The sequence below is a fragment of the Enterocloster sp. genome (assembly GCF_057861365.1).
Map to the genome: position 1 here is coordinate 325,186 of NZ_DBMACH010000001.1, position 24,169 is coordinate 349,354.

A 24,169-nucleotide genomic window follows, 5' to 3' on the forward strand; every position below is an offset into this window, starting at 1 on the left:
TCTTCAAGGGTTTCAGAGTAGCGGAAGGGAGATTCGAACTCTCGACACCACGGGTATGAACCGTGTGCTCTAGCCAACTGAGCTATTCCGCCATATTTAATTGAAATGGATGGGGCCTACAGGGCTCGAACCTGTGACCCTCTGCTTGTAAGGCAGATGCTCTCCCAGCTGAGCTAAGACCCCGTATCCAGTGTGTCGCTTGTTTGTTTTTGTCTCACTCGCGACTGCTTGTACAGTATATGATAAATTGTGGTAATTGTCAACACTTTTTTGAATTTTTTTTAAAAAAGTTTTTTTGCCCTTATTTTTGCTGGTTTTCCGGCATTTTCAGAGATGGGAGAGCATTTATTTTTTCGATATTTTATAGAAAATTTTTTAATGGTTTATATTCATTTGGGGGCGGGCGTGGTATACTTATTCCAGAGTAGATGCTGCCATCGGCGGACGGGCGCAGGCTTGTGCTTTCCGCTGTGTGGACGAAAGGAAAGGACCCTACGCCCCTATGTACTATTTTATTGTAAATCCCAGTGCAGGCTCCGGCAGAGGCAGGAGAGTGTGGAAAGCCATTGCCTGCTATATGGATCTGCACAATATTGAATATGAAGCGGTACTTACCGGCAGCGTCGGTGATGCGAGGATTGCTGCCAGAGAACTGACGGAGAAGAAACGCCAGCCAGGCCTGTTGATCGTGGTCGGCGGAAGCGGAACGGTCAATGAGGTTCTTGATGGAGCTGTCCTTCATGGGATTTTTGATCTGGGTTATATTCCGGCAGGCACGGGAAATGATTTATCCCGCTGTCTCCACATTCCCAAACGTACCGTACGCTGTCTGAAAAAACAGCTGTATCCCAGACATTTTTCAATGGTAGATTACGGGGTGCTCTCTCTTGGTTCCAGTGAGATTTCTCATCGGAGATTTATGGTAAGCGCCGGTATGGGATTTGATGCTGCTGTGTGTTGTGCGGCATCCGCTTCCAGGCTGCGGGGCATTATGGGGCGGCTGGGTCTTGGAAAACTTTTTTGTTTTCTTCTTGGACTCTGCCAGGCGGCAGGATGCCGGTCCAGCCGGGGATATATCCTTTTGGATGGTGTAAAAAAAGTGGAATTTAATCATATCCTGTTTATATCCTGTCACATTCAGCCATCAGAGGGAGGCGGTTTTGTTTTTGCTCCCAGAGCAGACGGAAGCGACGGCAGGATGAATGTCTGTGTGGTAAGCCATTCTTCCAGAAAACGGCTGATCCCTGTGATGCTGCAGGCTTTGACCGGCCGTTTTAAGAAGCATAAGGGAGCACGGATGTTTGAATGCAGAGAGGTTTCCATTCACACAGACGCCCCTCTTCCCATTCATGTGGATGGAGAATTCTGCGGTACTCAGACAGATCTGCGGGCAGAGTGCATTTCGCGGCAGATCCGAATGGGGATATAATACGGCTGTTCCGGCCGGTAATATGAACTGTTAAAAAGAATTGTGATCAAAAGAACGAAATAGAGGAGACAGAAACATGAGAATCGGACAAGGCTATGATGTTCACAGGCTCACAGAGGGCCGTAAGCTTATTCTGGGAGGCGTGGAGATACCTTATGAAAAGGGGCTTTTAGGCCATTCGGATGCAGATGTGCTGATCCATGCCGTGATGGATGCGCTCTTAGGGGCAGCGGCTCTGGGAGATATCGGACAGCATTTTCCGGATACAGATCCTGCTTATAAGGGGATTTCCAGCATAGAGCTTCTGGGTAAGGTAGGTGCACTTTTGGAGGAAAAGGGCTATGTGATTGAAAATATTGATGCTACGATCATCGCTCAGAGGCCAAAGCTGGCCTCCTACCGTCCTCAGATGGAAGAGAATATTGCAGAGGCCCTTCATCTGGATCCGTCCAGAGTCAGCGTAAAAGCCACTACAGAGGAGGGGCTGGGATTTACGGGAAGCGGAGAGGGAATTGCTTCTCAGGCAATTACATTATTGACGGAAACAGCGGATTACTGCTATGATAATAAAATAATGACAGAAGGCTGTCCGGGCTGCTCAGGCTGCGGCTGCGAGCAGAAGTGAACAGTGTTTCTGAATGATCATAAGCGAGGAGAAATCGTATGAAAATATTTAATACATTAACCAGGAGAAAAGAAGAATTTAAGCCGATTACACCGGGAGAGGTGAAAATGTATGTGTGCGGCCCTACGGTATACAATCTGATCCATATCGGAAATGCCCGTCCCATGATCATGTTTGACACTGTGCGCCGGTATTTTGAATACAAGGGATATAAGGTGAAATTTGTTTCCAACTTTACGGATGTGGACGACAAAATCATCAAAAAGGCCAATGAAGAAGGCGTAGATGCCCATATTATTTCCGAGCGCTATATTGCAGAGTGCAAAAAGGATATGAAGGATATGAATGTGGAGCCTGCTACGGTACATCCGCAGGCAACTCAGGAGATTCAGGGAATGATCAATATGATCCAGACCCTGATCGACAAGGGACACGCCTATGTGGCAGAGGACGGCACGGTGTACTTTAAGACGCGTTCCTTTGCAGAATACGGCAAGCTGTCCCACAAAAACCTAGATGAGCTTCAGTCTGGCTTTCGTGAGATTAAGGTAACGGGTGAAGAAGGCAAGGAAGACCCTAATGATTTTGTGCTCTGGAAGCCCAAGAAAGAGGGAGAGCCTTACTGGGAGTCTCCATGGTGCCAGGGCCGTCCGGGCTGGCATATTGAGTGCTCTGTGATGGCAAAGCGCTATCTGGGAGATTCCATTGATATCCATGCAGGGGGCGAGGATCTGATCTTCCCTCACCATGAAAATGAAATTGCACAGAGTGAGTGCGCCAATGATAAGCCCTTTGCCGCATACTGGATGCACAACGGCTTTTTAAATATTGATAATAAGAAGATGTCCAAATCCCTTGGGAATTTCTTCACTGTCCGGGATATTGCGGAGAAATATGATCTGCAGGTACTGCGTTTCTTCATGCTCAGCGCCCATTACCGCAGTCCTCTTAATTTCAGTGCCGAGCTGATGGAGGCTTCCAAAAACGGCCTGGAACGCATTATGACCTGCATGGATAAGCTGCGGGAACTGAAGGCAAAGGCTCAGGCCGGTGATATGACAGCAGCCGAGACAGAGAAAATGGCAGAGGCTGACAGGCTCAGAGAGAAATTTGAGGCTGCCATGGAGGATGATTTTAATACGGCGGATGCGGTTTCCGCTGTGTTTGAGCTGGTAAAGCTTGCTAACTCTACAGCAGATGCTGATTCCACCGCAGCTTATGTAAAGGGCCTTGAAGATCTGATTTCACGTCTGTGCGAGGTGCTTGGTATTATCACAGAGCGGAAGACAGAGGTGCTGGACGAGGAGATCGAAGCCATGATCGCAGCCAGACAGCAGGCCAGAAAAGAGAAAAACTTTGCTCTTGCCGATGAGATCCGCGGAAAGCTTCTGGATATGGGAATCGTGCTGGAGGATACCAGAGAGGGCGTAAAGTGGAAGAGAGCATAACATTAAAGGACTTCCTTGCATACTATAAAAAGACCATGAGACTGGAACCGGTAGATGCCGGTTCCTATTCTCCGTTGGTTCTTGCTTACATTGGAGATGCGGTGTATGAGGTGATGATCCGCGCCAGAGTAATTAACCGTGGAAGTATGCAGGTAAATAAGATGCATAAACGAAGCGCGATGCTGGTAAACGCAGGCACGCAGGCACAGCTTATCCGCTCCATTGAAGAGGAGCTTACGCCTCAGGAGCACGCGGTCTATAAACGGGGGCGCAATGCCAAATCCGTTACCATGGCAAAACACGCTACTATGGCAGATTACCGTACTGCTACAGGCATGGAGGCTTTGGTGGGCTGGCTGTTTCTGGAAGAGAGATTTGAGCGTCTTGCAGAGTTGATCAGCCTGGGGCTTGAAAAAATAGGAGCCTTTGAGGAAATATAAAGGAGAAACATTTCATGAGATACGAAGAACTGACCATAGAGGGACGCAATGCAGTGCTGGAGGCCTTTCGTTCCGGAAAGACCATTGACAAGCTGTTTGTTCTGGATGGCTGCCAGGACGGCCCGGTGCGCACCATCGTAAGGGAAGCGAAAAAACACGACACAATTATCAACTATGTGGCTAAGGAGCGTCTGGATCAGCTTTCTGAGACGGGAAAGCATCAGGGAGTGATTGCTTATGCGGCTGCCTATGAATACGCCCAGGTGGAGGATATGCTTAAGCTGGCAGAGGAAAAAGGAGAGCCGCCCTTTTTGTTTTTGCTGGATGGCATTGAGGATCCCCATAATTTGGGAGCGATTATCCGTACAGCCAATCTGGCTGGTGCTCACGGCGTCATTATCCCAAAGCGCAGGGCAGTGGGGCTGACTGCCACGGTGGCCAAGACTTCAGCCGGTGCGCTTAATTATACCCCTGTGGCAAAGGTGACGAACCTTACCGCAGTGATGGAGGATCTTAAGAAAAAGGGGCTGTGGTTTGTCTGCGCCGATATGGGCGGGGACGTGATGTACCGCATGAATCTTACAGGCCCCATCGGCCTTGTGATCGGAAATGAAGGCGAGGGCGTCAGCAAGCTGGTTCGGGAGCACTGTGATATGACAGCTTCCATTCCCATGAAGGGAGATATTGATTCGTTAAATGCCTCTGTGGCAGCAGGTGTTCTGGCCTATGAGATTGTCCGCCAGAGGCTGGCAAAATAGCAGTTTGGAAAGAGGAAGAAAGAATGGAGAGAATCCGAAAAAACAGAAGAAACATTTCCGGGGCAGCGGTTCTGACAGCCGCTGTGGTAGGTGTCTGTGGCCTTTTTGGAGCATTTCCGGCAAAAGCGTCTCAGACAGCAGTGATCGAGGATACACAGGTGCCGCTGTATGATAAGCCTGCCGGAAGCTATGTGCGTACTCCCATTGCTTCCGGTGTGACGGTATATAAAAATGATAAGGCCACTCTGGATGCGTCCAATACATCTGAGGGCTATCTAATGGTGAAATATACCGGCAGTGTAGGAAAAATTAAGGTTCAGATTTCCAAAAACGGTTCAGAAACATATACATATGATTTAAATAACAGCGGTGTTTATGAAGTTTTTCCTCTTTCGGAGGGAAACGGCTCCTATCAGGTAAAGGTGTTTGAAAATATTCAGGGGAATCAGTATTCCCAGGCCTTCAGCCAGAATCTGGACGTATCCATTTCCAATCCCTTCGGTCCTTTTTTGTATCCCAACCAGTATGTGAATTTTAATTCTGCCAGTGCGGCAGTTCAAAAGGGAGCAGAGCTTTCGGCAGGCGTTACAGATCAGCTTGGCGTGGTATCGGCTGTTTACAACTATGTGGTTAAGAATCTGACTTATGATACGGCAAAGGCCAGTTCCGTACAGTCCGGCTATCTTCCCAATGTGGATCTGGTGCTGGCCCAGAAAAAAGGAATCTGCTTTGACTATGCGGCTCTTATGACGGCTATGCTCCGTTCTCAGGACATTCCCACCAAGCTGGTGGTGGGATATACAGGAAACCTGTATCACGCCTGGATCAATGTATATCTGGAAGGCCAGGGCTGGGTGGACAATATCATTTATTTTGACGGAACCAGCTGGAAATTGATGGATCCGACCTTTGCATCCTCCGGCAACCAGAGCCAGGAGATTATGCAGTATATAGGAAACGGAGCCAATTACCAGGCGAAATACAGCTATTAGTCAGGAGGACAGAGAAAATGGAAAAACAGGGGGAGAAATACGATCGGTATTCCTATGAGGAGCTGTCCGCCTTCTGCTTACAGATTGCCCTTTTGCTGGAGGCGGCTGTGCCTTTGGAGGAAGGGCTGACGATCATGGCAGAGGATGCGGCAGAGGAAAAAGAAAAGGCCATGCTTCTTTATATGGCAGAGGGCGCAGAACTTGGAGATCCTTTCTTTAAGGTGCTGGAGGATACAGGCGTGTTTCCCCCCTATATCGTCCGTATGGCCAGACTGGGGCAGCAGACAGGTACGCTGGATCAGATGATGAAATCCCTTTCTGATTATTATGAGAAAGAAGCCAGGCTTTTAAAGGCGGTAAAAAATGCGGCCACTTATCCCGCAATGATGATTCTCATGCTGTTAGTGGTTCTATTCGTGCTTTTTACAAAGGTAATGCCGGTGTTTTCAAGGGTATATGAGCAGCTGGGAGCCAGCCTTCCGCCTGCGGCTGCAGCAGCAATCCGTCTGGGAGGTATTTTAAGCGGCGCAGCATTGGTTCTGGCAGCTGTAACTGGTGCAGCTGCGGCCGTGATATGGATTGCTGCCCGTTTCGGAAAGCGTTTTTCACTGGTGGAAAAGGGCGTCGCAGCAGTAAAAAACCGCAGCCGTATTGCCAGAGCAGTTGCGCTGCGCCGCTTTACCTCTGTGCTGGCTCTGACCTTAAAGAGCGGGCTGGAACTGGAAAAGAGTATGGAATTAGCCAAAGAGCTGGCTGAAAATGAAACAGTGGCCGGTCAGATCGATGACTGCTCCAGACGTCTGGAAGAGGGAGAAAGCTACTATGACGCCATGAAGGCAGCAGGGCTTTTTTCCGGTTTTTATATTCAGATGATTAAGGTGGGAAGCCGCAGCGGCCATCTGGATCAGGTAATGGAGGAAATTTCCGGGGATTATGAGGAAATGGCGGATTCTGCCATTGACGGAATGATCACCCGGTTTGAGCCTACGATCGTAGCTGTGCTGGCTGTATCAGTGGGACTGGTGCTGCTTTCCGTGATGCTGCCTCTGGTAGGCGTGCTTTCTGCAATCGGTTAGGAGGAGCTGGATATGAGAGTAAAACGCGGGCAGGACCGAAGAGGACGGGGCCTTGCGGGCATGATCGGCTCGATGCTCCTTATGATGGCAGCAATCCTGTTTTTTACCCTGTTCTCTGTACAGTTTGGAGAGAGAACCACAGCCAGAGATCAGGAAACCCTGAAAAAGGCCATAGCAAGAGCAAGTGTACAGTGCTATGCCATTGAGGGGAGATATCCGCCAAGTATCGAGTATCTGGAGGAGCATTACGGGGTAATGATCAACCGGAAAAAATACAATGTGTTTTATGATGGCTTTGCCTCCAATGTGATGCCGGATATCACAGTAGTGCCTGTTATGGAATAGGAGGGAAACGTATGGAGCGGAAAACGGGGAAAAGAGGTCAGCTGATGGGCGGCCTTTTTACCATGCTGCTGTTTCTGGTATTTATTTTAAGCGCTCTTTTTACCGTGCTGACAGGAAGCCGCGTGTATGAAAATATCACTGCCAGAAGCGATAAAAATTTCAGCAGCTCCACTGCCTTAAGCTATATAGCAAATAAGGTGCGTCAGGGAGACCGTGCCGGGATGACAGACATAAAAGAAATAGAAGGAACGCAGGTGCTGGAGCTTCGCCAGCAGATTGGCGGGACAGATTATGTGACCTGGATTTACTGGCTGGACGGCAGTATCAGGGAGCTTTTTACTGATACCGGCAGCGGCCTTGGACTGGAGGATGGTCTGGAAATTTTGGAATGTGAAGGACTGTCTTTTTCCAGAGAGGGAAATGTTCTCCATATCCGTACGGAAGGGGAGAACGGGGGAACTCTGTCTCTTTCTCTTAGAAGCGGCAGTCTGGCTGAAAATCCTGTTTTTGGTGAGTCGGAAAGCGGGGGGATAGAAGGATGAACAGAAGAAGCGGGTCCGGTTCAGGACCGTTTTTGATGGAGATGCTGGCAGTCGTCGGTTTTTTTATTGTCTGTGCCTCCATCTGTGTTTCTGTATTTGCAGGAGCAGACCGGTTGAGCCGGAAGGCAGATGATCTGAATCATGCTGTGCTTGCGGCCCAGAGCCTGATGGAAGAGCTGAAATCCGGGAAACGAGAGGAAGAGCTTCAGACGGTCTGGGATAAGGACTGGAAGGCATATACGCAAAGGGAGGCGGCAGAGTCAGGAGCTGTTTTGGCCTATGAGGCAGAGATCACAGTAGAAATGGATGATTCTATGAAGCAGATCCGGGTGGATGTGACAAAAAGGGATAAAGAAACAGACGGTACTGTGATCTACAGCCTGGAAGGCAGCCAGTATGAGCCTTGAAAAAAGAAGCGGGAGGAAATAAGCCATGGCGGAACAAACATCCAGAAATAAAGTGAATATAGGGCTGTCATCGCTGATCCTGATCTTTATCGTGCTTTGTCTGTCTACCTTCGGCCTTCTTTCTTTAAGCAGTGCCAGAGGCGATCTGGAGCTGGCAGAGAGGGGCGCTCAGGCTGCAAAGGAATTTTATGAAGCAGATTCCAAAGGACAGCAGTGGCTGGCTGGATCAGACCGGATGCTGCAGCAGATGGCAGGGCGGTCTTTAGAGGAAAAGTTGGAGGCTCTGGCGGCCAAGCCGGGAAATGGTTATGATGAGCAGACCGGCCTTATTTTTACAGAAATTCCCATGGAGCGGGGAGAGTCCCTGCACATTGATCTGGAGTTAAAAGAGGGGGACAAACGGTATGAGATCCGGTCCTGGTATGTATATGACAGCGGTGAATATGAAATTGATGATACAGTGAAGGTCTGGGACGGCAAAGATCGTTCGGGTACATAATAAGGAGGAAACGATATGAAGGTAATGGAGCTTCTTACAGCGGCAGTGGAGCAGGAGGCAGCTGATATCTTTTTGATACCGGGCCGTCCTTTTTCCTATAAGATTGGCGGCAGGATCATCTGCGAGGGAACAGAGAAGATCATGCCGGATGAAATGGACGATATGATCCGTCAGATCTATGAGCTGGCCGGCGGCCGGAGCGAAGAACGTGTATTAAATGAGGGAGATGATGATTTTTCCTTTGCAGTACCGGGGGTATCGCGTTTCCGCGCCAATATTTTCCGTCAGAGAGGTTCTCTGGCCGGCGTTATCCGTGTTGTGCGATTTGAGCTTCCGGATGCGGATGCGCTGCATCTTCCAAAGGAGATTATGGATGTTTCAAGGATGACGAAGGGAATGGTGCTGGTTACAGGGCCGGCGGGAAGCGGCAAAAGCACCACGCTGGCCTGTATCATTGACGCCATTAACGAGTCAAGAGAAGCACATGTGATTACCCTGGAAGATTCCATTGAGTATCTTCACCGCCACAAAAAGAGCGTAGTAACGCAGCGTGAGATCGCTACGGATACAAGCAGCTATGTAACCGGCCTGAGAGCTTCTCTGCGTCAGGCTCCGGATGTGATCCTGCTGGGAGAAATGCGTGACTATGAGACTATCAGCATCGCAATGACGGCTGCAGAGACAGGCCATCTGATCTTGTCTACCCTTCATACCATCGGCGCGGCCAATACCATTGACCGTGTCATTGACGCTTTTCCTCCGGCTCAGCAGCAGCAGATCCGCACCCAGCTTTCCATGGTTTTAAATGCGGTCATTTCCCAGCAGCTAGTACCTACTGTAGATGGAGGCGTACAGCCTGTTTTTGAGATCATGTTTTTAAATAATGCGATCCGCAATATGATCCGCGAATCCAAAATCCATCAGATTGACGGCATTATCGCCACTTCTCAGGAGGAGGGAATGATTTCCATGGACAACAGCCTGATCCGCCTGTTCCGCCAGGGAGTTATAAGCAGGGAAACGGCTGTGACCTACAGCAGCAACGGAGAACTAATGGAACGAAAGCTGTCCAGATAAGCATAAAATCATTATGAAAAGGAGATACCATTTATTGAATGAGGTATCTTCTTTTTTAAATCTGGAAAGGAGCTTTGCATGAGGTCGGATAAAAGAAAAGTGGCAGTTGTCGGAACGGGAATGGTGGGTATGAGTTATGCTTACAGTCTTTTAAACCAGTCTGTCTGCGATGAATTAACGCTGATCGATATCAACAAGACAAGGGCGGAGGGAGAAGCCATGGATTTAAACCACGGGCTTGCGTTTGCAGCTTCCAATATGAAAATATCAGCAGGAAATTATGAGGACTGCCGTGATGCAGATATTGTTGTCATAGCGGCGGGAGTGGCCCAGAAGCCGGGAGAAAGCCGTCTGGATCTTTTAAGGCGAAATACAGAGGTCTTCCGTTCGATTATAGAACCCGTGATTTCCTCTGGCTTTAACGGTATCTTTCTGGTGGCTACCAATCCGGTGGATATTATGACAAGGATTACCTGTGTACTGTCGGGATTTAATCCCGGAAGGGTTCTGGGAAGCGGAACGGCTCTTGATACGGCACGTCTTAGGTATCTGGTGGGAGGATATTTGAGGGTTGATCCCAGAAATGTCCATGCGTATGTAATGGGAGAGCATGGAGACAGCGAATTTGTTCCCTGGAGTCAGGCCTTTCTTGCAACCAAGCCTATTTTAGAGTTGGGAAAAAATGGGAAAAATGAGTTGAGAAGCTGTCTGGATCATATTGAAGAAGAGGTGCGGACGGCAGCGTATCGGATTATCGAGGCAAAACAGGCCACCTATTACGGCATTGGAATGGCTCTTACCAGAATTACCAAGGCTATTTTGGGAGATGAGCACAGTGTCCTTACCGTATCTGCTATGCTTCGGGGAGATTACGGTCAGAGAGACATCTATACAGGCGTTCCCTGCATTATCAATCAAAATGGAGTCCAGCGTGTTTTGGAGCTTTCATTGTCGGAACAGGAGATGGAAAAGTTTGGGAAATCCTGTAAAACCCTGAGGGAAAGTTTTGAGGGGATTGTGTGAGCAAAGCAGGCCGCGGCATATGCAGCGTTTGGGAAGGGCATACCTGTACAATATGCAATGTTTATGTTATTGTATAGAGGTATCAACATCATTGTCTTCCCATAAAGAAAGGATGGTTTTATGCCATTATTGAAAGAACGGTATACCTCAAAGGATTACTGGGCGCTGCCTGAAGGATGTCGGTCTGAACTGATTGACGGACAGCTCTATGATATAGCTCCGCCAAGCAGGATTCATCAGGAGATTGTTTCCGGTATTCTCTATCTTTTAAAAAAACATATTGAATCAAAAAAGGGCGGCTGTAAGGTCTATCCCGCTCCATTTGCAGTTAATCTGGACGCTGATGATAAAAACTGGGTGGAACCGGATATTTCCGTCATCTGTGATCCCGACAAGCTGACAGACCGCGGATGTTCTGGAGCTCCTGACTTTATCGTAGAAGTAGTATCACCCGGAAGCCGTCGGATGGATTACGCCCATAAGGTTTCCCTGTATCTGGAGTCTGGAGTCCGGGAATACTGGATTGTTGATCCGTTAAAAAAATGTACGACAGTATATCTGAATGAACAGGATCCGTCAGAGTTTGCTCCCATTATTTTTCCTTTTGAAAGTAATATCAAGGTGGGAATCTACGCCGATCTGTCTATCAACATCAGTCAATTACTGTGACGGCTGCCGATGGGAATTTTGCCCGGTTTTGTACCGGGAATTTTTGATAAAAGAAAAAACCCTTGCAAACACAAGGGTTTTTCACAGCTACTGACGGGAATCGGACCCGTGACCTCCGCACTACCAATGCGACGCTCTACCGACTGAGCCACAGTAGCAACTTTCTTTTTCTGTCCCGTAAGAACTCTTGTCTCACGCGACTTCGATATAATATCATATGTTTTTGTATTTTGCAATACTTTTTTTAAAAAAATTAAAAAATTTTTTGTATCAGGATCATATAGCATAAAGTTCCTGTAAAAATGCTGATTAAAGTATTCTTTTTCCAAAGGTGTGCACCTGCTGTCACAGCGGATGCGATCAGCTCAGGAAGCCCATGGGGCCAGGTTAGGGGAGTGACGCCTTTTAAGCAGTAGACGATCAGGACCGCCATGATGGCCGGAGGAAGCACGGTTCCCAGATAGCGGATCAGTTCCGGAAGCTGCCGTTTCCCTCCAAAAAGAAGAAAAGGAAACCAGCGGGTTGCCTGGGTGCACAGAACACAGATCAAAAGGGTGATGATTATATAGGAAGTATTTTGCGAAGAATGTATCATGAGAAATCCTCCATATTTCTTTGTATGGTATGCCTGAATATAAGAAGCAGGGCTGATACGGCAATAAGGGGCGGCAGGATAAAGCCGGAGGGGCCGAAAAGAGCCAGACAGAGCATACCGCAGAAAAAACCTGTTTTAGCCGGCAGATGACAGCGTGTTTCCCGCCACTGGTTGACACAGATTACAATAAAGAGAGCAGTCATGGCAAAATCAATGCCTGTGGTGTCAAATGGAAGAAATTGTCCGATGAGGGCTCCTGCCAGCGAACCGGCCACCCAGTAACAGTGATTAAAAAGGGAGATAAAAAGGGACGAAAGCTTCCATTCACGGTCTGTAAAATTATCCGGCTTTTTGGCGGAGCATAGGATGGAATACGTTTCGTCTGTAAGGGAAAAGATCATATAGGGGCCGGCTGCTTTCATTTTACGAAAACGTTCAATAAAGGTCAGGCCATAAAATGCGTGTCGGCTGTTGATCAAAAGCGTTATGATGGCTGTTGCGGCAAAACTCAGCCTTTCTGTGAGAATCCCTATAAGGGCAAACTGCATGGAACCGGCATAGACAAAGAGACTGATGAGAAAGGCCCAGCCGGCTCCAAGACCGGCCTTTTGGAGAAGGAGGCCAAAGGCAATTCCAAGAAAAATATATCCCAGAAAAACAGGGATTGTTTTTATCAGGGCAAATCCAGCTGCTTTTTTCATAGATGCTCCTTTCCGGATTGAAATAGTTCAATCACTTTTGCACGTTGATTTAGTATAGCAGACGAAAGAAAAAATTTCCAGTCTTAAGTGTCAGGGATTCTTATTTCTTAACGTTTCCCTCTTTTCTCCCTGAAAAAAATGTGATATGATTATTCAATACACGGGAATCATTTGGGTTCCATGATGGAAGAGAAATGTACGGAGGAGCAATCATGGCAGAAAAAGACATGGTATTGGAGACAGAGGAGAAAGAAACTGTTTCCAAGAATTTTATAGAACAGGAGATTGACAAAGATCTGGCAGAGGGCGTTTATGATAATGTCCATACCCGTTTTCCGCCGGAGCCAAACGGCTATCTTCATATCGGACACGCTAAGTCCATTCTTTTAAATTACGGACTGGCTCAGAAGTACGGCGGCACCTTTAATCTCCGTTTTGACGATACCAATCCTACAAAGGAAAAGGTAGAGTTTGTAGAATCCATCAAGGCGGATGTGAAGTGGCTGGGTGCTGATTTTGAGAACCGTCTGTTTTTTGCATCCGATTATTTTGAAAAGATGTATGAATGCGCTGTCTTCTTGATTAAGAAGGGAAAGGCCTTTGTATGCGATCTTTCCGCAGAGGAGATCAGAGAGTACCGCGGCGACTTTAACAATCCCGGTAAGGAAAGCCCCTACAGAAACCGTTCCGTTGAAGAAAACCTGCGCCTTTTTGAGGAGATGAAGGAAGGAAAGTACAAGGACGGTGAAAAGGTGCTCCGTGCCAAGATCGACATGGCTTCAGCCAATATCAACATGAGAGACCCGGTTATTTACCGTGTGGCTCATATGGAGCATCACAATACGGGAAATAAGTGGTGCATTTATCCCATGTATGACTTTGCCCATCCCATTGAGGACGCCATTGAGCATATTACCCATTCCATCTGTACACTGGAATTTGAGGATCACAGACCTCTTTACGACTGGGTCGTAAAGGAATGCGAGTTTGAGAATCCGCCCCGCCAGATCGAGTTTGCCAAGCTGTACCTTACAAATGTAGTTACAGGTAAGCGTTATATCAAGAAGCTGGTTGAGGATCATATTGTGGACGGCTGGGATGATCCCCGTCTGGTATCCATTGCAGCGTTAAGAAGAAGAGGATACACACCGGAGTCTATCCGCCGTTTTGTGGAGCTGGTAGGCGTTTCCAAGGCAAACAGCTCGGTAGATTATGCGATGCTGGAATACTGCATCCGTGAGGACTTAAAGCTTAAAAAAGCCCGTATGATGGCTGTGCTTGACCCTGTAAAGCTGGTGATCGACAATTATCCTGAGGGTCAGATGGAAGAGCTGGATGTGCCGAACAATCTGGAAAATCCTGAGCTTGGCAGCCGTAAGGTTCCCTTTGGCCGTGAGCTTTATATTGAGAGAGAGGACTTTATGGAAGAGCCTCCGAAGAAATATTTCCGCATGTTCCCCGGAAATGAAGTCCGCCTGATGGGCGCTTATTTTGTAAAGTGCACCGGCTGTGAGAAGGATGCAGATGGAAATGTGACAGTGGTACATGGAACCTATGATCCTGAGACAAAGAGCGGTTCCGGTTTTGAGGGAAGAAAGGTAAAGGGAACCATCCACTGGGTAGCCGTTCCTACTGCAAAGAAGGTAGAGTGCCGTCTGTATGAAAATATTGTGGATGAGGAAAAGGGCAAGTTAAATGAAGACGGAAGCCTGAACTTAAATCCCAATTCACTGACCGTACTGCCGGACTGCTATGTAGAGCCTGCACTGGGAGAGGCAGAAAGCTATGACAGCTTCCAGTTCGTGCGCAATGGTTACTTCTGCGTGGACTGCAAGGACAGCACAAAGGAAAAGCCTGTATTTAACCGGATTGTTTCATTAAAGAGCTCCTTTAAGCTTCCCAAATAATGCAGCAGCTGTGTGAGAAACGATAAGATTTTATAAAAAGAATAAAATCGGCTTTGCCGGAAAAAGCAGGAGGAGGCTCTCTGGAAACAGGGGGCCTTTTTCTGTACGTCCCTGATGAAAGGAGAAAATGATGGAACTGATGGTGCCTATTGATAATCAGAGCAGACTTCCTCTGTATGAACAGATTTACCAATATATGAAGGAAGAGATACAGAGCGGGCGGATTTCTGCAGGAAGCAGGCTTCCTTCTACACGGATTCTGGCAGAAAATCTGAAGGTCAGCCGCAGTACCACTCAAATGGCTTATGAACAGCTTCTTTCTGAGGGGTATATCGAAGCGCTGCCCTGTAAAGGATACTTTGTATGCAGGATCGAAGAACTGGTTCGGGTGGAAAAAAATGCAGATGAGGAATTTGCGGAAAACAGATCTGAAAAAGAAATGCCGTATGCTGTGGATTTTTCCACCAGAGGTATTGATCTGGACAGCTTTCCCTTTAATACCTGGCGCAGGTTAAGCCGCAATACGCTGGTGGACGATAATAAGGAAATGTTTGCCGTGGGGGATCCGCAGGGAGAATATGAGCTCAGAGCAGCGATCCGCGATTATCTTCACTCGGCCAGAGGGGTAAGCTGCCGTCCGGAGCAGATCCTGGTTGGAGCAGGAAGCGAGTATCTTCTCATGCTGCTGTCGCAGCTTTTGGGGAGAGAGACGGGAATTGCCCTGGAAAATCCAACCTATCGTCAGGCTTACCGGGTACTAAAGAGCCTGGGACATCTAGTTGTTCCCGTAAAAATGGACCGGTATGGCATGGATGTTTTGGATCTGGAACAGAGCAAAACTCAGGCTGCTTATGTAATGCCGTCCCATCAGTATCCCACAGGGATCGTCATGCCTGTAAAGCGCAGACAGGAGCTTTTAAGCTGGGCTTACAGAGGAGAAAACAGGTATGTGATCGAAGATGATTATGACAGTGAATTCCGCTATAAAGGACGTCCGATCCCCGCACTTCAGGGCATGGACCAGGGGGGGAGGGTCATTTATATGGGGACATTTTCACGTTCCATTGCCCCGGCGATCCGCGTGGGATTTATGGTGCTTCCTGGAGAGCTCCTTTCAAGGTATCGGAGCCAGGCCGGATTTTATGCCTGTACGGTTTCACGGATCGATCAGAAGGTGCTGTATCATTTTATTACAGGCGGGTATTATGAGCGCCATTTAAACCGGATGCGGGCCGTGTATAAGGGGAAGCATGACGCTCTGTTAAGCGGTCTTAAAGAACTGGAAGATATGTTTTGGATCAGGGGAGAATATGCGGGGATCCATGTGCTTCTCACACATAAAGGGCAGATGCCGGAAAAAGAGCTGATCGAACGGGCTGCCGGTGAGGGCGTACGGGTTTATGGCATGTCGGAAGCCGTGATAGGGGAAAATAAGGATCTGGTGCCGTCTACAGTGATTTTGGGATATGCCAATTTAAAGGAAAAGGAAATACAGGAGGGCTGTATGCGTCTGGCAAGAGCCTGGAAATGAGTACATGGACAGAGAGCCTGAGGAAAGCAGAGAAAGGAGCGCAAGATGAAGAGAAAGAGAAAGGAACGATACAGGTTATGGGCTGCTGTTGCAGTGCTGTATGCAGTGGTGCTGCCGGTAAGTGGACTGATGGGAATGACAGAGAATCGCCAAAATGCCCGGATGCAAAGCGAATCGGTCAGAGAGGTGGAGCCGGTAAATAAGCAGGGCGCAGTGAAAGAGAATGAAGAAAATCCGACCGGTTCGGAGACTGTTTTTGGAGAACTAAGCCTTACGGCAGAGCAGCTTGACGCGGCAGAGGCGGTTTTTTCTTCCCTTGAAAGCCTGGATCTGGAACAGGCGGCCCGGCTCATGGACAGAGAGCAGGACGTTCTGGCAGACCTGTTTTATGAGACAATGGGAGGAACACGGTATCTGTACACACCATCTGGCTTTACTGCTCAGATCGAGGGAGAAGGAATGGTATTTACCATGCCGGGAACGGTATTTTATGGTTATTTTAAAGATGGAAAGCCCAGGGGGGAATGTCTGGCTCTTCAGTTTATCAATGTAGACAGCCCCCGTTACAATTATTCCTATGGAATCTGGAGAGACGGCAGGATGACGGGCTATGGAAGCACAGGATACTGTTATTATGAAAATGTGCCTCAGGGAGAGATGGCTAAAACAGTAAAGCAGGGGAATTTTAAAAATGATTTATTAGAAGGGGAAATTTCCTATGAAACTACCGGTGCAGACGGAACGGTATCCCACTGGTATATGGCGGCATCAGAAGGGGCGACAGTGATCAATACCCGCTGGATCTGGATGGAGGAGGAGAAAGAGTATCAGCTTATGTCTGCCGATGCCCAGAGCCATGGCTATCTGATCAGCGAGGAACAGGCTGGTCAAGTGATGTGGATGAACCTGCTGGGGTGGGAAGTATAAGGGGAAAATAAAGGGACAAAGCCTGAAAATAGCTTTGTCCCGTATATAAACCTAAACCAGCGACTCATCATCCTCAGTGAGAATGGTTCCCTCTTCATCTTCTGCAAGTTCTACTGAAACTACATCCTCTGTTTCATCATCTTCTTCGGAAGAACCCCCATCTTCGGTCTCAGAAGGCTGTTTTTCCGTATAGACTGGTTCGGCATCCAGACGTTCATAGTCATAGAGATCATCATCGTCTACATAATCGTCATCCAGGAAGCCGTCCTCCTCCATGTGTACCTCTTCGGGCTCATCCTCCTTTTCATGCTCCTCCTTCCATTCCTCTTTTTTTGACTTCATGGAATTCAGTGCTATATGTGCGGTGTCCACAGCGGCAGATACAGCCTCATGGGCCGTATCAGAGAACAGGCTTCCTGCGTCTCGGAGCACATTTTTTGTAGCCTGAGCCATATCCTTGGCAGCTACTTTAAATTCGTCTTTGCTGGAGGTAAGAGAAATATAATTGCGGTTTACTTTCGCTGATTCAAAGGTACTGTCTTCAGATCCATCTTTTTTTAATTCACTATCCTCATCTTCTTCAAATTCCCTGAAATCCTTTTCCAGCTCTTTGTGATAGGTCTTATACTGGAGTACATAGGAAACACCGGCTGCCACAGCTCCGGATACGGCGGCTAAAGCGACCAGTTTTCCCCAACCTTTTTTTGCCATATAAATTCCCCTTTCTTTGATAAGTTGTCTGATTATGACTGTTTGCTATTATTGTAATACGAATGGGAAAAAAAATAAACATGAAATCATAAAAAAAATATTAAATTACAGGAAAATCATCCAGAGAAAGAAAATTTTTATCAGAATAAAACGGTTCTGAATTTTAAAGGCGGGATGCCCTCCTGTTTTTTAAAAAAGCTGATAAAACTGGATTCTCCTCCAAAGCCGCATTGGCAGGCGATTTCGTGAACGGGAAGTTCGGTGGTTTTTAAAAGCTCTTTTGCTTTGGAAAGACGAAGAGACAGCAGGTATTCATAGGGCGGAACACCGGTCTGGCGTTTAAACTGTCTGGAAAATTGGGAAGGACTCAGGCTGACTGCCTTTGCCATATGTTCAACCGTTATTTTTTCGGAATAATGTGCCTTCATATAGCGGACCGCTGCAAAGGACAAACTGTTTTCTCCCTCAGAATCCATGGTTTCTTCAAACAGGCCTGTGATCAGTGTATATCCTGGAGGATAAGCGGCTGATGCTTATGGCTTCTCTGGCTTTTATAAGCTCAAAAAGCTCACAGATATGGGCAGGAATTACAGAAGCTGGGGAAATAATGCAGCCTCTTTTGATCATGAGCTCACGTCCCTGATATAAAAAAGAAAAGGTACCGCGGACGATGTAAGCGATTAAAATACTGTCAAAGGAGCTGCGGTCTACCCGGTATCCACTGGTACAGTAAAAATGGCCTGCGCTTAAAGGGTAAAAAAAGAGCCTGGGATTAAAAGCGCCGGAATAGAAAAAAAGCTCGGATGACTGTAAGATACCTTTTTGCATATTCCTCCTACTCTGCCATACAGCAGGATTTTGAAATTATTCGGCGATATTTCAAAAGAAATTTCCGCTGCTTCATTGTATACTAAAACAGAACAGGGGTCAATCAATCAGCCTGTGAATCTTTAAGTCTATATAACAGAGGTGGCAGAGATGAAGTGTATTACAGAATTAAAGGATTGGGATTTTAAAATCCCGGAGCTTGGATTTGAAAAAAGAGTGACGCTTCCTTATACATGGAATGTGGAAAATGAGCGGCCGGTACAGCTTTACAGAGGACCGGCAGAATATACAACAGAAATTGAACTGGATGAAATGCCATGGGACAGGGCAGTGCTGTATTTTGGTTGTGTATTTCATACGGCCAGGGTATTTGTAAACGGAATACCGGCAGGAGGCCATACAGGCTCTGGATATACGCCCTTTGAGTTGGATATAACTGATTTGGCAGTACGGGGGAAAAACCAGATCTGTGTAGTCGCAGACAACAGTAAAAAAGAGGATATGCTCCCTCATGGACTGGATTATGACTGGGCGGATGACGGAGGGCTGCTCCGGGATGTATGTCTGATCCGGATGGAAAAGGACGATATTATGGAAATGAAAACAGGGTATGCCATTGAATCCATAAGCGGACAGACCTGCAGCGGTTATCTGGAGTTTTATATAAAAGGAACAGCGAAAGAGGCCCTGGTTCAGGTGTCGGAGTACAAAACCGGACACATAGTGCTGTCTGAAACGATCCATACAGACACGCTGGTCCGTATCCCCTTTGAGGGCCTTAAGCTATGGGCGCCGGAGCATCCCCGGCTTTATGTGGTGCAGGTGCGCACAAAACAGGATATGGCTTCTGAACGGATCGGCCTGCGCACCATAGAAGTAAAGGGAGCGGGCGTATATCTGAACGGAAAGCGAATTTTTATGAAGGGCTGTGAGTGGATGCCGGGTTCTCATCCGGATTATGGCATGGCAGAGCCCTTTGAGCACAGCAGAAAATGCCTGTCTCAGTTAAAACAGGCTGGCTGCGTATTTACCCGTTTCCACTGGCAGCAGGACAGAAGGATCCTGGACTGGTGCGATGAAAACGGACTTATGGTTCAGGAGGAGATTCCTTTCTGGGGACAGCCAAAGAAAGCCGGATCAGAGCAGCTTGCGCTGGCAAAGCAGCAGGCCGGGGAAATGGTGCATTATCACGGCAGCCATCCGTCCATTATCTGCTGGGGCGTTGGAAATGAGCTTGGGGGAGAACTTCCGGAAACCATTGCGTATGCAAAGGAGATGTACCGGTATTTTAAAGAACTGGATGGCAGCAGGCTGGTGAATTATGTTTCCAATACGGTTTCCAGAGATGCAAATGTTGATTTGGATGATGCGGCCATGTATGGCGATATTGCCATGTGGAATGAGTATCTGGGTCTCTGGCAGCCCTGTGAGGATGTAGAAGGGGTGATCCGAAGGACGTATGAGAAGTTTGGCGGTATGCCGTCCATGGTTACGGAATTTGGATTGTGTGAGCCCGCTTTTGAAGGGGGCGATGAGAGAAGGGCGCAGATCTTAAGAGAGCGGATCCCGGTATATAAAAGCCTCGAAAATATGGCAGGCTATGTATGGTTTTCCTTAAATGACTATCGAACTCACTATGGGGAATATGGGGAGGGGAAAATGAAGCAGCGGATCCATGGGTCGACGGATCTGTATGGAAATGAAAAGCCTTCCTATGAGGTGTTCTGCGAAATTGAGTAAAATGGCGTTGTTTTAGTCATATTTGAGTAAGCGGAGCTGTATGATCTAATGATACTTCACAAATATTTTAGAAAATATTAGCACTCAACTCTTGACAGTGCTAATAAGCAGTGGTATAACTTACATTGTGAACAAAAGAAGCAGGAAACAGCAAAAGCTGAGAGAAAATAATGAATGATCACAAGGAGGAATCCAGATATGAAGTTAGTACCATTATTTGACAAGGTCGTATTAAAGCAGTTAGTTGCAGAGGAGACTACCAAGTCCGGCATCGTTCTTCCGGGAGCAGCAAAGGAAAAGCCACAGCAGGCAGAGGTAATCGCAGTTGGACCAGGCGGCGTGGTTGACGGCAAGGAAGTGGTTATGCAGGTAAAGGCCGGCGACACTGTAATCTATTCCAAGTATTCAGGAACAGAGGTAGAGCTGGATGACGAGAAGTATGTGATCGTTAAGCAGAGCGACATTCTGGCAGTAGTAGAGTAATCATTAAAAATACGGACTTATTTATAAATTTGGAGGTTGATTGACATGGCAAAGCAGATTAAATATGGCGTAGATGCCCGCAAGGCACTGGAAGCAGGCGTAAATCAGTTAGCAGATACCGTTCGCGTAACCTTAGGCCCTAAGGGACGCAACGTAGTTCTTGACAAGTCCTTTGGCGCACCGCTGATCACAAATGACGGTGTTACTATTGCAAAGGAAATCGAGCTTGCAGATCCATTTGAGAACATGGGCGCACAGCTGATCAAGGAAGTTGCTTCCAAGACAAATGACGTAGCAGGCGACGGTACTACCACAGCAACCGTTCTGGCACAGGCTATGGTAAATGAAGGCATGAAGAACCTGGCAGCAGGCGCTAACCCGATCATCTTAAGAAAGGGTATGAAGAAGGCCACAGACGCAGCTGTTGAGGCGATCAAGGCTATGAGCAAGCCTGTAGGCGGCAAGGCTCAGATCGCAAGAGTAGCAGCTATCTCTGCATCGGATGATGAGGTAGGTACAATGGTAGCTGACGCCATGGAGAAGGTTTCCAAGGACGGTGTTATCACCATCGAGGAATCCAAGACCATGAAGACAGAGCTGGATCTGGTAGAAGGTATGCAGTTTGACAGAGGCTACCTGTCCGCATATATGTGCACCGATATGGATAAGATGGAAGCAAATCTGGATGATCCATACGTTCTGATCACTGATAAGAAGATTTCCAATATCCAGGATCTGCTGCCTCTGTTAGAGCAGATCGTAAAGATGGGCGCAAGACTGCTGATCATCGCTGAGGATGTTGAGGGAGAGGCATTAACAACTCTGATCGTAAATAAGTTAAGAGGTACCTTCAATGTAGTTGCTGTCAAGGCTCCGGGCTACGGCGACAGAAGAAAAGAGATGCTTCAGGATATCGCAATCCTGACCGGCGGTACCGTTATTTCCGAAGAGGTTGGTCTGGATCTGAAGGATGCTACCTTAGATCAGTTAGGCCGTGCAAAATCTGTTAAGGTACAGAAGGAAAACACCATCATCGTTGATGGTGAGGGCGATAAGGAAGCGATTGCAGCAAGAGTGGCTCAGATCCGCAAGCAGATTGGTGAGACTACCTCTGAGTTCGATAAGGAGAAGCTGCAGGAGCGTCTGGCTAAGCTGGCAGGCGGCGTAGCTGTTATCCGTGTAGGCGCTGCTACCGAAACAGAGATGAAGGAAGCCAAGCTGCGTATGGAGGATGCATTAAATGCAACCCGTGCGGCAGTTGAGGAAGGCATCATCGCAGGCGGCGGTTCTGCATACGCACATGCTACCGTAGATGTTCAGAAGGTAGTAGACGGTCTGGAAGGTGATGAGAAGACAGGCGCTAAGATCATCTTAAAGGCTCTGGAGGCTCCTCTGTTCCACATCGTTTCCAACGCAGGTCTGGAAGGCGCTGTTGTTGTAAATAAGGTAAAAGAGTCTGAGGTTGGATGCGGTTTTGACGCATACAATGAGAAATTTGTAGATATGATCGAGGCTGGTATCCTGGATCCTGTAAAGGTTACAAGAAGCGCTCTGCAGAACGCTACCAGCGTTGCATCTACTCTGCTTACAACAGAGTCTGTTGTAGCAGCGATCAAGGAGCCGGCTCCCGCAGCTCCTGCAGCACCTGACATGGGCGGAATGTACTAATTTCCCTGTCAAAACTGGTAAAATATAAAACTACGGATTCCCTCTGGATCTGGGATTTATTCTCAGAACCAGGGGGGATTCTTGCGTAAATGAGGGTTTTTGAGAAAAGAAACGGGTACAGCCTTAATGAAAATGTAATACTTCTGTGCTTTTTTGTAAAAGAAAACTGTGATATACTGGAAAAATACATTGGATAGAAAACGAGGTACTTGATATATGAAACCATACAGATGGAAGCGGGTTCTTGGTATATGTACAGCTGCGGTCTTGGGGCTGTCTTTTCCGGCTTATGCGGTAACGATTACGCCTTTAAATCCGGGAACAGGACAAAGCTCTTCCTCAGAGCCTTCTGGAACGGGAGCACCTGCATCACAGGAAAATACAGAACGTTTAAATATTGCCCAGCCGGTTGTGTCCTCTGAGGGGGCGGTGCTCATGGACGGGGCTTCGGGAAAGGTGCTGTTTTCCAAAAATGGAGACACCCGCTATTATCCGGCCAGTATTACAAAGCTGATGACGGCTCTCTTAGTGGCAGAAAACTGTAGCCTGGATGATACGGTGACATTTTCAGCATCAGCTACTACAAATCTGGAATCAGGAGCTGTTTCCATCGGTATGGTGGAGGGCGATACCATGACGGTCCGCCAGTGTCTGTATGCCCTGCTTTTAAAGTCTGCTAACGAAGTAGGAAATGCGCTGGCAGAACACGTTTCAGGCAGTGTCCAGGCATTTGCAGACAGGATGAACGAGAAGGCGGTTAAACTTGGCTGTACCAACACCCATTTTACGAATCCCCATGGATTAAATGATCCGGAGCATTATACCACGCCAAAGGACATGGCGCTGATCGCCAGAGCTGCTTTTCAGAATGAGGTGGTAAGGACAGTAGCGTCCACCAGGACATACAGTCTTCTGGCTACGAAAAAGAATCCTTCCGGGCTTACGGTCACAATGGGACATAAGATGTTAAATCCCAATGATTCCCGTTATTATGAGGGGATAATCGGGGGGAAGACGGGTTATACCTCCAAGGCAGGAAATACACTGGTAACGGCGGCAGAACGGAATGGAGTCCGCATGATCGCGGTAGTGATGAAGAGCCGTTCCACCCACTATGTGGATACAAAGGCCATGCTGGACTATGGATTTGAGCTGGCAAAGGCAGGAGCGCTTGAAACAAACCAGACTGGGGGACAGAATGCAGGTTCTTCCCAGACAGGAGCGGGAAGCGGCGGTCCCGGAGCTGGTGCCGGCCCATCGGGAGCAGCCGGTGCTCCCGAAAGTACAGGAGCATCAGGAGTAACGGTTGTACCGGGAAATACGGGTGCTCCCCAGAACTCGGGAAGCACGGGTGTTCCGGTCACAGGTACAGAGGGCGGACCTGGTGTTTCTTCTCAGCACGGCTGGGCAAAGACGGAAAAAGGCTGGAATTTTGTCAAGGATAACGGAGCAAAAGCCAGTGGGGAATGGGTTTCTGATGCAGAAGGAACCTATTGGATCGATGAAGATACATTTATGGCAAAAGGCTGGCGCCAGATTGATGGAAAGTGGTACTATCTGCGTTCCAACGGTGCTATGGCAAAAAACTACTGGGAAGAAAGCCAGGATGGAGTTTGGTACTATCTGGGAGCAGACGGTGTGATGATGACAAATGCCACAACCCCGGACGGATACCGGGTAGGAGCGGACGGAGCCTGGATCCGGTAGGGGATATTTCTGTATACAGGATGATCAACTGGCAATCGATT

At 47.8% G+C, this 24,169-nt stretch carries 26 protein-coding genes and 3 tRNA genes; 21 read left to right on the forward strand and 8 right to left on the reverse strand.

Annotated features, from left to right (window positions below; translation table 11 throughout):
- Positions 1–18 precede the first annotated feature (18 nt).
- Together ACZM6M_RS01620 and ACZM6M_RS01625 are read right to left on the reverse strand one after the other, a co-directional pair.
- Positions 19–92 (reverse strand) — tRNA-Met (locus ACZM6M_RS01620).
- Positions 93–110: 18 nt separating this feature from the next.
- Positions 111–183, reverse strand: a tRNA-Val gene (locus tag ACZM6M_RS01625).
- A 319-nt stretch (positions 184–502) separates the two neighbouring features.
- Here ACZM6M_RS01625 and ACZM6M_RS01630 point away from each other — a divergent pair.
- The 14 genes from ACZM6M_RS01630 (at position 503) to ACZM6M_RS01695 (ending at position 11,330) form a co-directional block, all read left to right on the forward strand.
- Positions 503–1,429, forward strand: coding sequence for a diacylglycerol/lipid kinase family protein (locus ACZM6M_RS01630; RefSeq protein ID WP_337433715.1), 927 nt, complete (start codon positions 503–505; stop codon positions 1,427–1,429).
- Between the two features lie 76 nt (positions 1,430–1,505).
- Positions 1,506–2,054, forward strand: coding sequence for a 2-C-methyl-D-erythritol 2,4-cyclodiphosphate synthase (gene ispF, locus ACZM6M_RS01635; protein WP_296035165.1), 549 nt, complete (start codon positions 1,506–1,508; stop codon positions 2,052–2,054).
- Between the two features lie 38 nt (positions 2,055–2,092).
- Complete coding sequence (gene cysS / locus ACZM6M_RS01640; protein WP_337933499.1) at positions 2,093–3,502, forward strand: cysteine--tRNA ligase; 1,410 nt, start codon at positions 2,093–2,095, stop codon at positions 3,500–3,502.
- On the forward strand, positions 3,487–3,942 hold the full coding sequence (locus tag ACZM6M_RS01645) for a Mini-ribonuclease 3 (RefSeq protein WP_066546474.1): 456 nt from the start codon (positions 3,487–3,489) through the stop codon (positions 3,940–3,942). The genes cysS and ACZM6M_RS01645 overlap by 16 nt, the downstream gene beginning before the upstream one ends.
- 14 nt (positions 3,943–3,956) lie before the next feature.
- A complete protein-coding gene (gene rlmB, locus ACZM6M_RS01650; protein WP_066546476.1) occupies positions 3,957–4,700 on the forward strand; it encodes a 23S rRNA (guanosine(2251)-2'-O)-methyltransferase RlmB in 744 nt (247 codons plus the stop codon).
- A gap of 23 nt (positions 4,701–4,723) precedes the next feature.
- The gene (locus ACZM6M_RS01655) at positions 4,724–5,692 is read left to right on the forward strand and encodes a transglutaminase-like domain-containing protein (RefSeq protein ID WP_337433717.1); all 969 of its coding nucleotides are present in this window, start codon (positions 4,724–4,726) and stop codon (positions 5,690–5,692) included.
- A gap of 17 nt (positions 5,693–5,709) precedes the next feature.
- On the forward strand, positions 5,710–6,768 hold the full coding sequence (locus ACZM6M_RS01660; protein ID WP_417045603.1) for a type II secretion system F family protein: 1,059 nt from the start codon (positions 5,710–5,712) through the stop codon (positions 6,766–6,768).
- Positions 6,769–6,849: 81 nt separating this feature from the next.
- Complete coding sequence (locus ACZM6M_RS01665; RefSeq protein ID WP_417301027.1) at positions 6,850–7,113, forward strand: hypothetical protein; 264 nt, start codon at positions 6,850–6,852, stop codon at positions 7,111–7,113.
- A gap of 11 nt (positions 7,114–7,124) precedes the next feature.
- Positions 7,125–7,655, forward strand: a complete 531-nt coding sequence (locus tag ACZM6M_RS01670) for a DUF4860 domain-containing protein (RefSeq protein ID WP_066546491.1) — start codon at positions 7,125–7,127, stop codon at positions 7,653–7,655.
- On the forward strand, positions 7,652–8,062 hold the full coding sequence (locus tag ACZM6M_RS01675; RefSeq protein ID WP_419504529.1) for a hypothetical protein: 411 nt from the start codon (positions 7,652–7,654) through the stop codon (positions 8,060–8,062). Before ACZM6M_RS01670 ends, ACZM6M_RS01675 begins: the two co-directional genes overlap by 4 nt.
- A 25-nt stretch (positions 8,063–8,087) precedes the next feature.
- Complete coding sequence (locus tag ACZM6M_RS01680) at positions 8,088–8,561, forward strand: hypothetical protein (protein ID WP_337433718.1); 474 nt, start codon at positions 8,088–8,090, stop codon at positions 8,559–8,561.
- 15 nt (positions 8,562–8,576) lie between these two features.
- Entirely contained in the window at positions 8,577–9,638 is a 1,062-nt protein-coding gene (locus ACZM6M_RS01685) for a type IV pilus twitching motility protein PilT (RefSeq protein WP_489489440.1), read from the forward strand.
- A gap of 78 nt (positions 9,639–9,716) precedes the next feature.
- Positions 9,717–10,661 (forward strand): L-lactate dehydrogenase, encoded by a 945-nt coding sequence (locus tag ACZM6M_RS01690; RefSeq protein WP_296035186.1) that lies wholly within the window; start codon positions 9,717–9,719, stop codon positions 10,659–10,661.
- A gap of 120 nt (positions 10,662–10,781) precedes the next feature.
- Positions 10,782–11,330, forward strand: coding sequence for a Uma2 family endonuclease (locus ACZM6M_RS01695; RefSeq protein ID WP_417301018.1), 549 nt, complete (start codon positions 10,782–10,784; stop codon positions 11,328–11,330).
- Between the two features lie 85 nt (positions 11,331–11,415).
- On the opposite strand, the gene ACZM6M_RS01700 is transcribed toward ACZM6M_RS01695, so the two are convergent.
- From ACZM6M_RS01700 to ACZM6M_RS01710, 3 genes are all read right to left on the reverse strand, one after another.
- Positions 11,416–11,488, reverse strand: a tRNA-Thr gene (locus tag ACZM6M_RS01700).
- A gap of 95 nt (positions 11,489–11,583) precedes the next feature.
- Positions 11,584–11,925, reverse strand: coding sequence for a branched-chain amino acid transporter permease (locus ACZM6M_RS01705; protein WP_177271807.1), 342 nt, complete (start codon positions 11,923–11,925; stop codon positions 11,584–11,586).
- Positions 11,922–12,626 carry an AzlC family ABC transporter permease gene (locus ACZM6M_RS01710; RefSeq protein WP_417301019.1) on the reverse strand — a complete coding sequence of 235 codons (705 nt, stop codon included), beginning with the start codon at positions 12,624–12,626 and terminating at the stop codon, positions 11,922–11,924. The genes ACZM6M_RS01705 and ACZM6M_RS01710 overlap by 4 nt, the downstream gene beginning before the upstream one ends.
- 212 nt (positions 12,627–12,838) lie before the next feature.
- Here ACZM6M_RS01710 and ACZM6M_RS01715 point away from each other — a divergent pair, with 212 nt between their 5' ends.
- From ACZM6M_RS01715 to ACZM6M_RS01725, 3 genes are all read left to right on the forward strand, one after another.
- Positions 12,839–14,533 carry a glutamine--tRNA ligase/YqeY domain fusion protein gene (locus tag ACZM6M_RS01715; protein WP_337933962.1) on the forward strand — a complete coding sequence of 565 codons (1,695 nt, stop codon included), beginning with the start codon at positions 12,839–12,841 and terminating at the stop codon, positions 14,531–14,533.
- Between the two features lie 130 nt (positions 14,534–14,663).
- Positions 14,664–16,064 (forward strand): MocR-like pyridoxine biosynthesis transcription factor PdxR, encoded by a 1,401-nt coding sequence (pdxR, locus tag ACZM6M_RS01720; protein WP_337433729.1) that lies wholly within the window; start codon positions 14,664–14,666, stop codon positions 16,062–16,064.
- A gap of 45 nt (positions 16,065–16,109) precedes the next feature.
- On the forward strand, positions 16,110–16,991 hold the full coding sequence (locus ACZM6M_RS01725; protein WP_489489442.1) for a hypothetical protein: 882 nt from the start codon (positions 16,110–16,112) through the stop codon (positions 16,989–16,991).
- 51 nt (positions 16,992–17,042) lie between these two features.
- Here ACZM6M_RS01725 and ACZM6M_RS01730 read toward each other — a convergent pair whose 3' ends face one another.
- From ACZM6M_RS01730 to ACZM6M_RS01740, 3 genes are all read right to left on the reverse strand, one after another.
- Positions 17,043–17,702 (reverse strand): hypothetical protein, encoded by a 660-nt coding sequence (locus tag ACZM6M_RS01730; protein WP_337433725.1) that lies wholly within the window; start codon positions 17,700–17,702, stop codon positions 17,043–17,045.
- A 140-nt stretch (positions 17,703–17,842) separates the two neighbouring features.
- Complete coding sequence (locus ACZM6M_RS01735; protein ID WP_417301020.1) at positions 17,843–18,178, reverse strand: helix-turn-helix domain-containing protein; 336 nt, start codon at positions 18,176–18,178, stop codon at positions 17,843–17,845.
- Between the two features lie 7 nt (positions 18,179–18,185).
- Complete coding sequence (locus ACZM6M_RS01740; protein WP_418496603.1) at positions 18,186–18,530, reverse strand: AraC family ligand binding domain-containing protein; 345 nt, start codon at positions 18,528–18,530, stop codon at positions 18,186–18,188.
- 150 nt (positions 18,531–18,680) lie between these two features.
- Between ACZM6M_RS01740 and ACZM6M_RS01745 the strand changes: the two genes are divergently transcribed.
- The 4 genes from ACZM6M_RS01745 (at position 18,681) to ACZM6M_RS01760 (ending at position 24,128) form a co-directional block, all read left to right on the forward strand.
- Complete coding sequence (locus ACZM6M_RS01745) at positions 18,681–20,270, forward strand: glycoside hydrolase family 2 protein (RefSeq protein WP_337433399.1); 1,590 nt, start codon at positions 18,681–18,683, stop codon at positions 20,268–20,270.
- Positions 20,271–20,468: 198 nt separating this feature from the next.
- Positions 20,469–20,753: a co-chaperone GroES gene (locus tag ACZM6M_RS01750; protein ID WP_066546627.1), complete on the forward strand. Its 285-nt coding sequence runs from the start codon at positions 20,469–20,471 to the stop codon at positions 20,751–20,753.
- 45 nt (positions 20,754–20,798) lie between these two features.
- The gene (groL, locus tag ACZM6M_RS01755) at positions 20,799–22,421 is read left to right on the forward strand and encodes a chaperonin GroEL (RefSeq protein WP_066546631.1); all 1,623 of its coding nucleotides are present in this window, start codon (positions 20,799–20,801) and stop codon (positions 22,419–22,421) included.
- A 216-nt stretch (positions 22,422–22,637) separates the two neighbouring features.
- Complete coding sequence (locus ACZM6M_RS01760; RefSeq protein ID WP_337933951.1) at positions 22,638–24,128, forward strand: serine hydrolase; 1,491 nt, start codon at positions 22,638–22,640, stop codon at positions 24,126–24,128.
- Positions 24,129–24,169 lie beyond the last annotated feature (41 nt).

Coding starts and splice junctions, on each gene's coding strand:
- ACZM6M_RS01630 (WP_337433715.1), top strand. CDS start 503: ATGTACTATTTTATTGTAAATCCCAGTGCAGGCTCCGGCAGAGGCAGG.
- ispF (WP_296035165.1), top strand. CDS start 1,506: ATGAGAATCGGACAAGGCTATGATGTTCACAGGCTCACAGAGGGCCGT.
- cysS (WP_337933499.1), top strand. CDS start 2,093: ATGAAAATATTTAATACATTAACCAGGAGAAAAGAAGAATTTAAGCCG.
- rlmB (WP_066546476.1), top strand. CDS start 3,957: ATGAGATACGAAGAACTGACCATAGAGGGACGCAATGCAGTGCTGGAG.
- ACZM6M_RS01655 (WP_337433717.1), top strand. CDS start 4,724: ATGGAGAGAATCCGAAAAAACAGAAGAAACATTTCCGGGGCAGCGGTT.
- ACZM6M_RS01660 (WP_417045603.1), top strand. CDS start 5,710: ATGGAAAAACAGGGGGAGAAATACGATCGGTATTCCTATGAGGAGCTG.
- ACZM6M_RS01665 (WP_417301027.1), top strand. CDS start 6,850: ATGATGGCAGCAATCCTGTTTTTTACCCTGTTCTCTGTACAGTTTGGA.
- ACZM6M_RS01670 (WP_066546491.1), top strand. CDS start 7,125: ATGGAGCGGAAAACGGGGAAAAGAGGTCAGCTGATGGGCGGCCTTTTT.
- ACZM6M_RS01675 (WP_419504529.1), top strand. CDS start 7,652: ATGAACAGAAGAAGCGGGTCCGGTTCAGGACCGTTTTTGATGGAGATG.
- ACZM6M_RS01680 (WP_337433718.1), top strand. CDS start 8,088: ATGGCGGAACAAACATCCAGAAATAAAGTGAATATAGGGCTGTCATCG.
- ACZM6M_RS01685 (WP_489489440.1), top strand. CDS start 8,577: ATGAAGGTAATGGAGCTTCTTACAGCGGCAGTGGAGCAGGAGGCAGCT.
- ACZM6M_RS01690 (WP_296035186.1), top strand. CDS start 9,717: ATGAGGTCGGATAAAAGAAAAGTGGCAGTTGTCGGAACGGGAATGGTG.
- ACZM6M_RS01695 (WP_417301018.1), top strand. CDS start 10,782: ATGCCATTATTGAAAGAACGGTATACCTCAAAGGATTACTGGGCGCTG.
- ACZM6M_RS01705 (WP_177271807.1), bottom strand. CDS start 11,925: ATGATACATTCTTCGCAAAATACTTCCTATATAATCATCACCCTTTTG.
- ACZM6M_RS01710 (WP_417301019.1), bottom strand. CDS start 12,626: ATGAAAAAAGCAGCTGGATTTGCCCTGATAAAAACAATCCCTGTTTTT.
- ACZM6M_RS01715 (WP_337933962.1), top strand. CDS start 12,839: ATGGCAGAAAAAGACATGGTATTGGAGACAGAGGAGAAAGAAACTGTT.
- pdxR (WP_337433729.1), top strand. CDS start 14,664: ATGGAACTGATGGTGCCTATTGATAATCAGAGCAGACTTCCTCTGTAT.
- ACZM6M_RS01725 (WP_489489442.1), top strand. CDS start 16,110: ATGAAGAGAAAGAGAAAGGAACGATACAGGTTATGGGCTGCTGTTGCA.
- ACZM6M_RS01730 (WP_337433725.1), bottom strand. CDS start 17,702: ATGGCAAAAAAAGGTTGGGGAAAACTGGTCGCTTTAGCCGCCGTATCC.
- ACZM6M_RS01735 (WP_417301020.1), bottom strand. CDS start 18,178: ATGGATTCTGAGGGAGAAAACAGTTTGTCCTTTGCAGCGGTCCGCTAT.
- ACZM6M_RS01740 (WP_418496603.1), bottom strand. CDS start 18,530: ATGCAAAAAGGTATCTTACAGTCATCCGAGCTTTTTTTCTATTCCGGC.
- ACZM6M_RS01745 (WP_337433399.1), top strand. CDS start 18,681: ATGAAGTGTATTACAGAATTAAAGGATTGGGATTTTAAAATCCCGGAG.
- ACZM6M_RS01750 (WP_066546627.1), top strand. CDS start 20,469: ATGAAGTTAGTACCATTATTTGACAAGGTCGTATTAAAGCAGTTAGTT.
- groL (WP_066546631.1), top strand. CDS start 20,799: ATGGCAAAGCAGATTAAATATGGCGTAGATGCCCGCAAGGCACTGGAA.
- ACZM6M_RS01760 (WP_337933951.1), top strand. CDS start 22,638: ATGAAACCATACAGATGGAAGCGGGTTCTTGGTATATGTACAGCTGCG.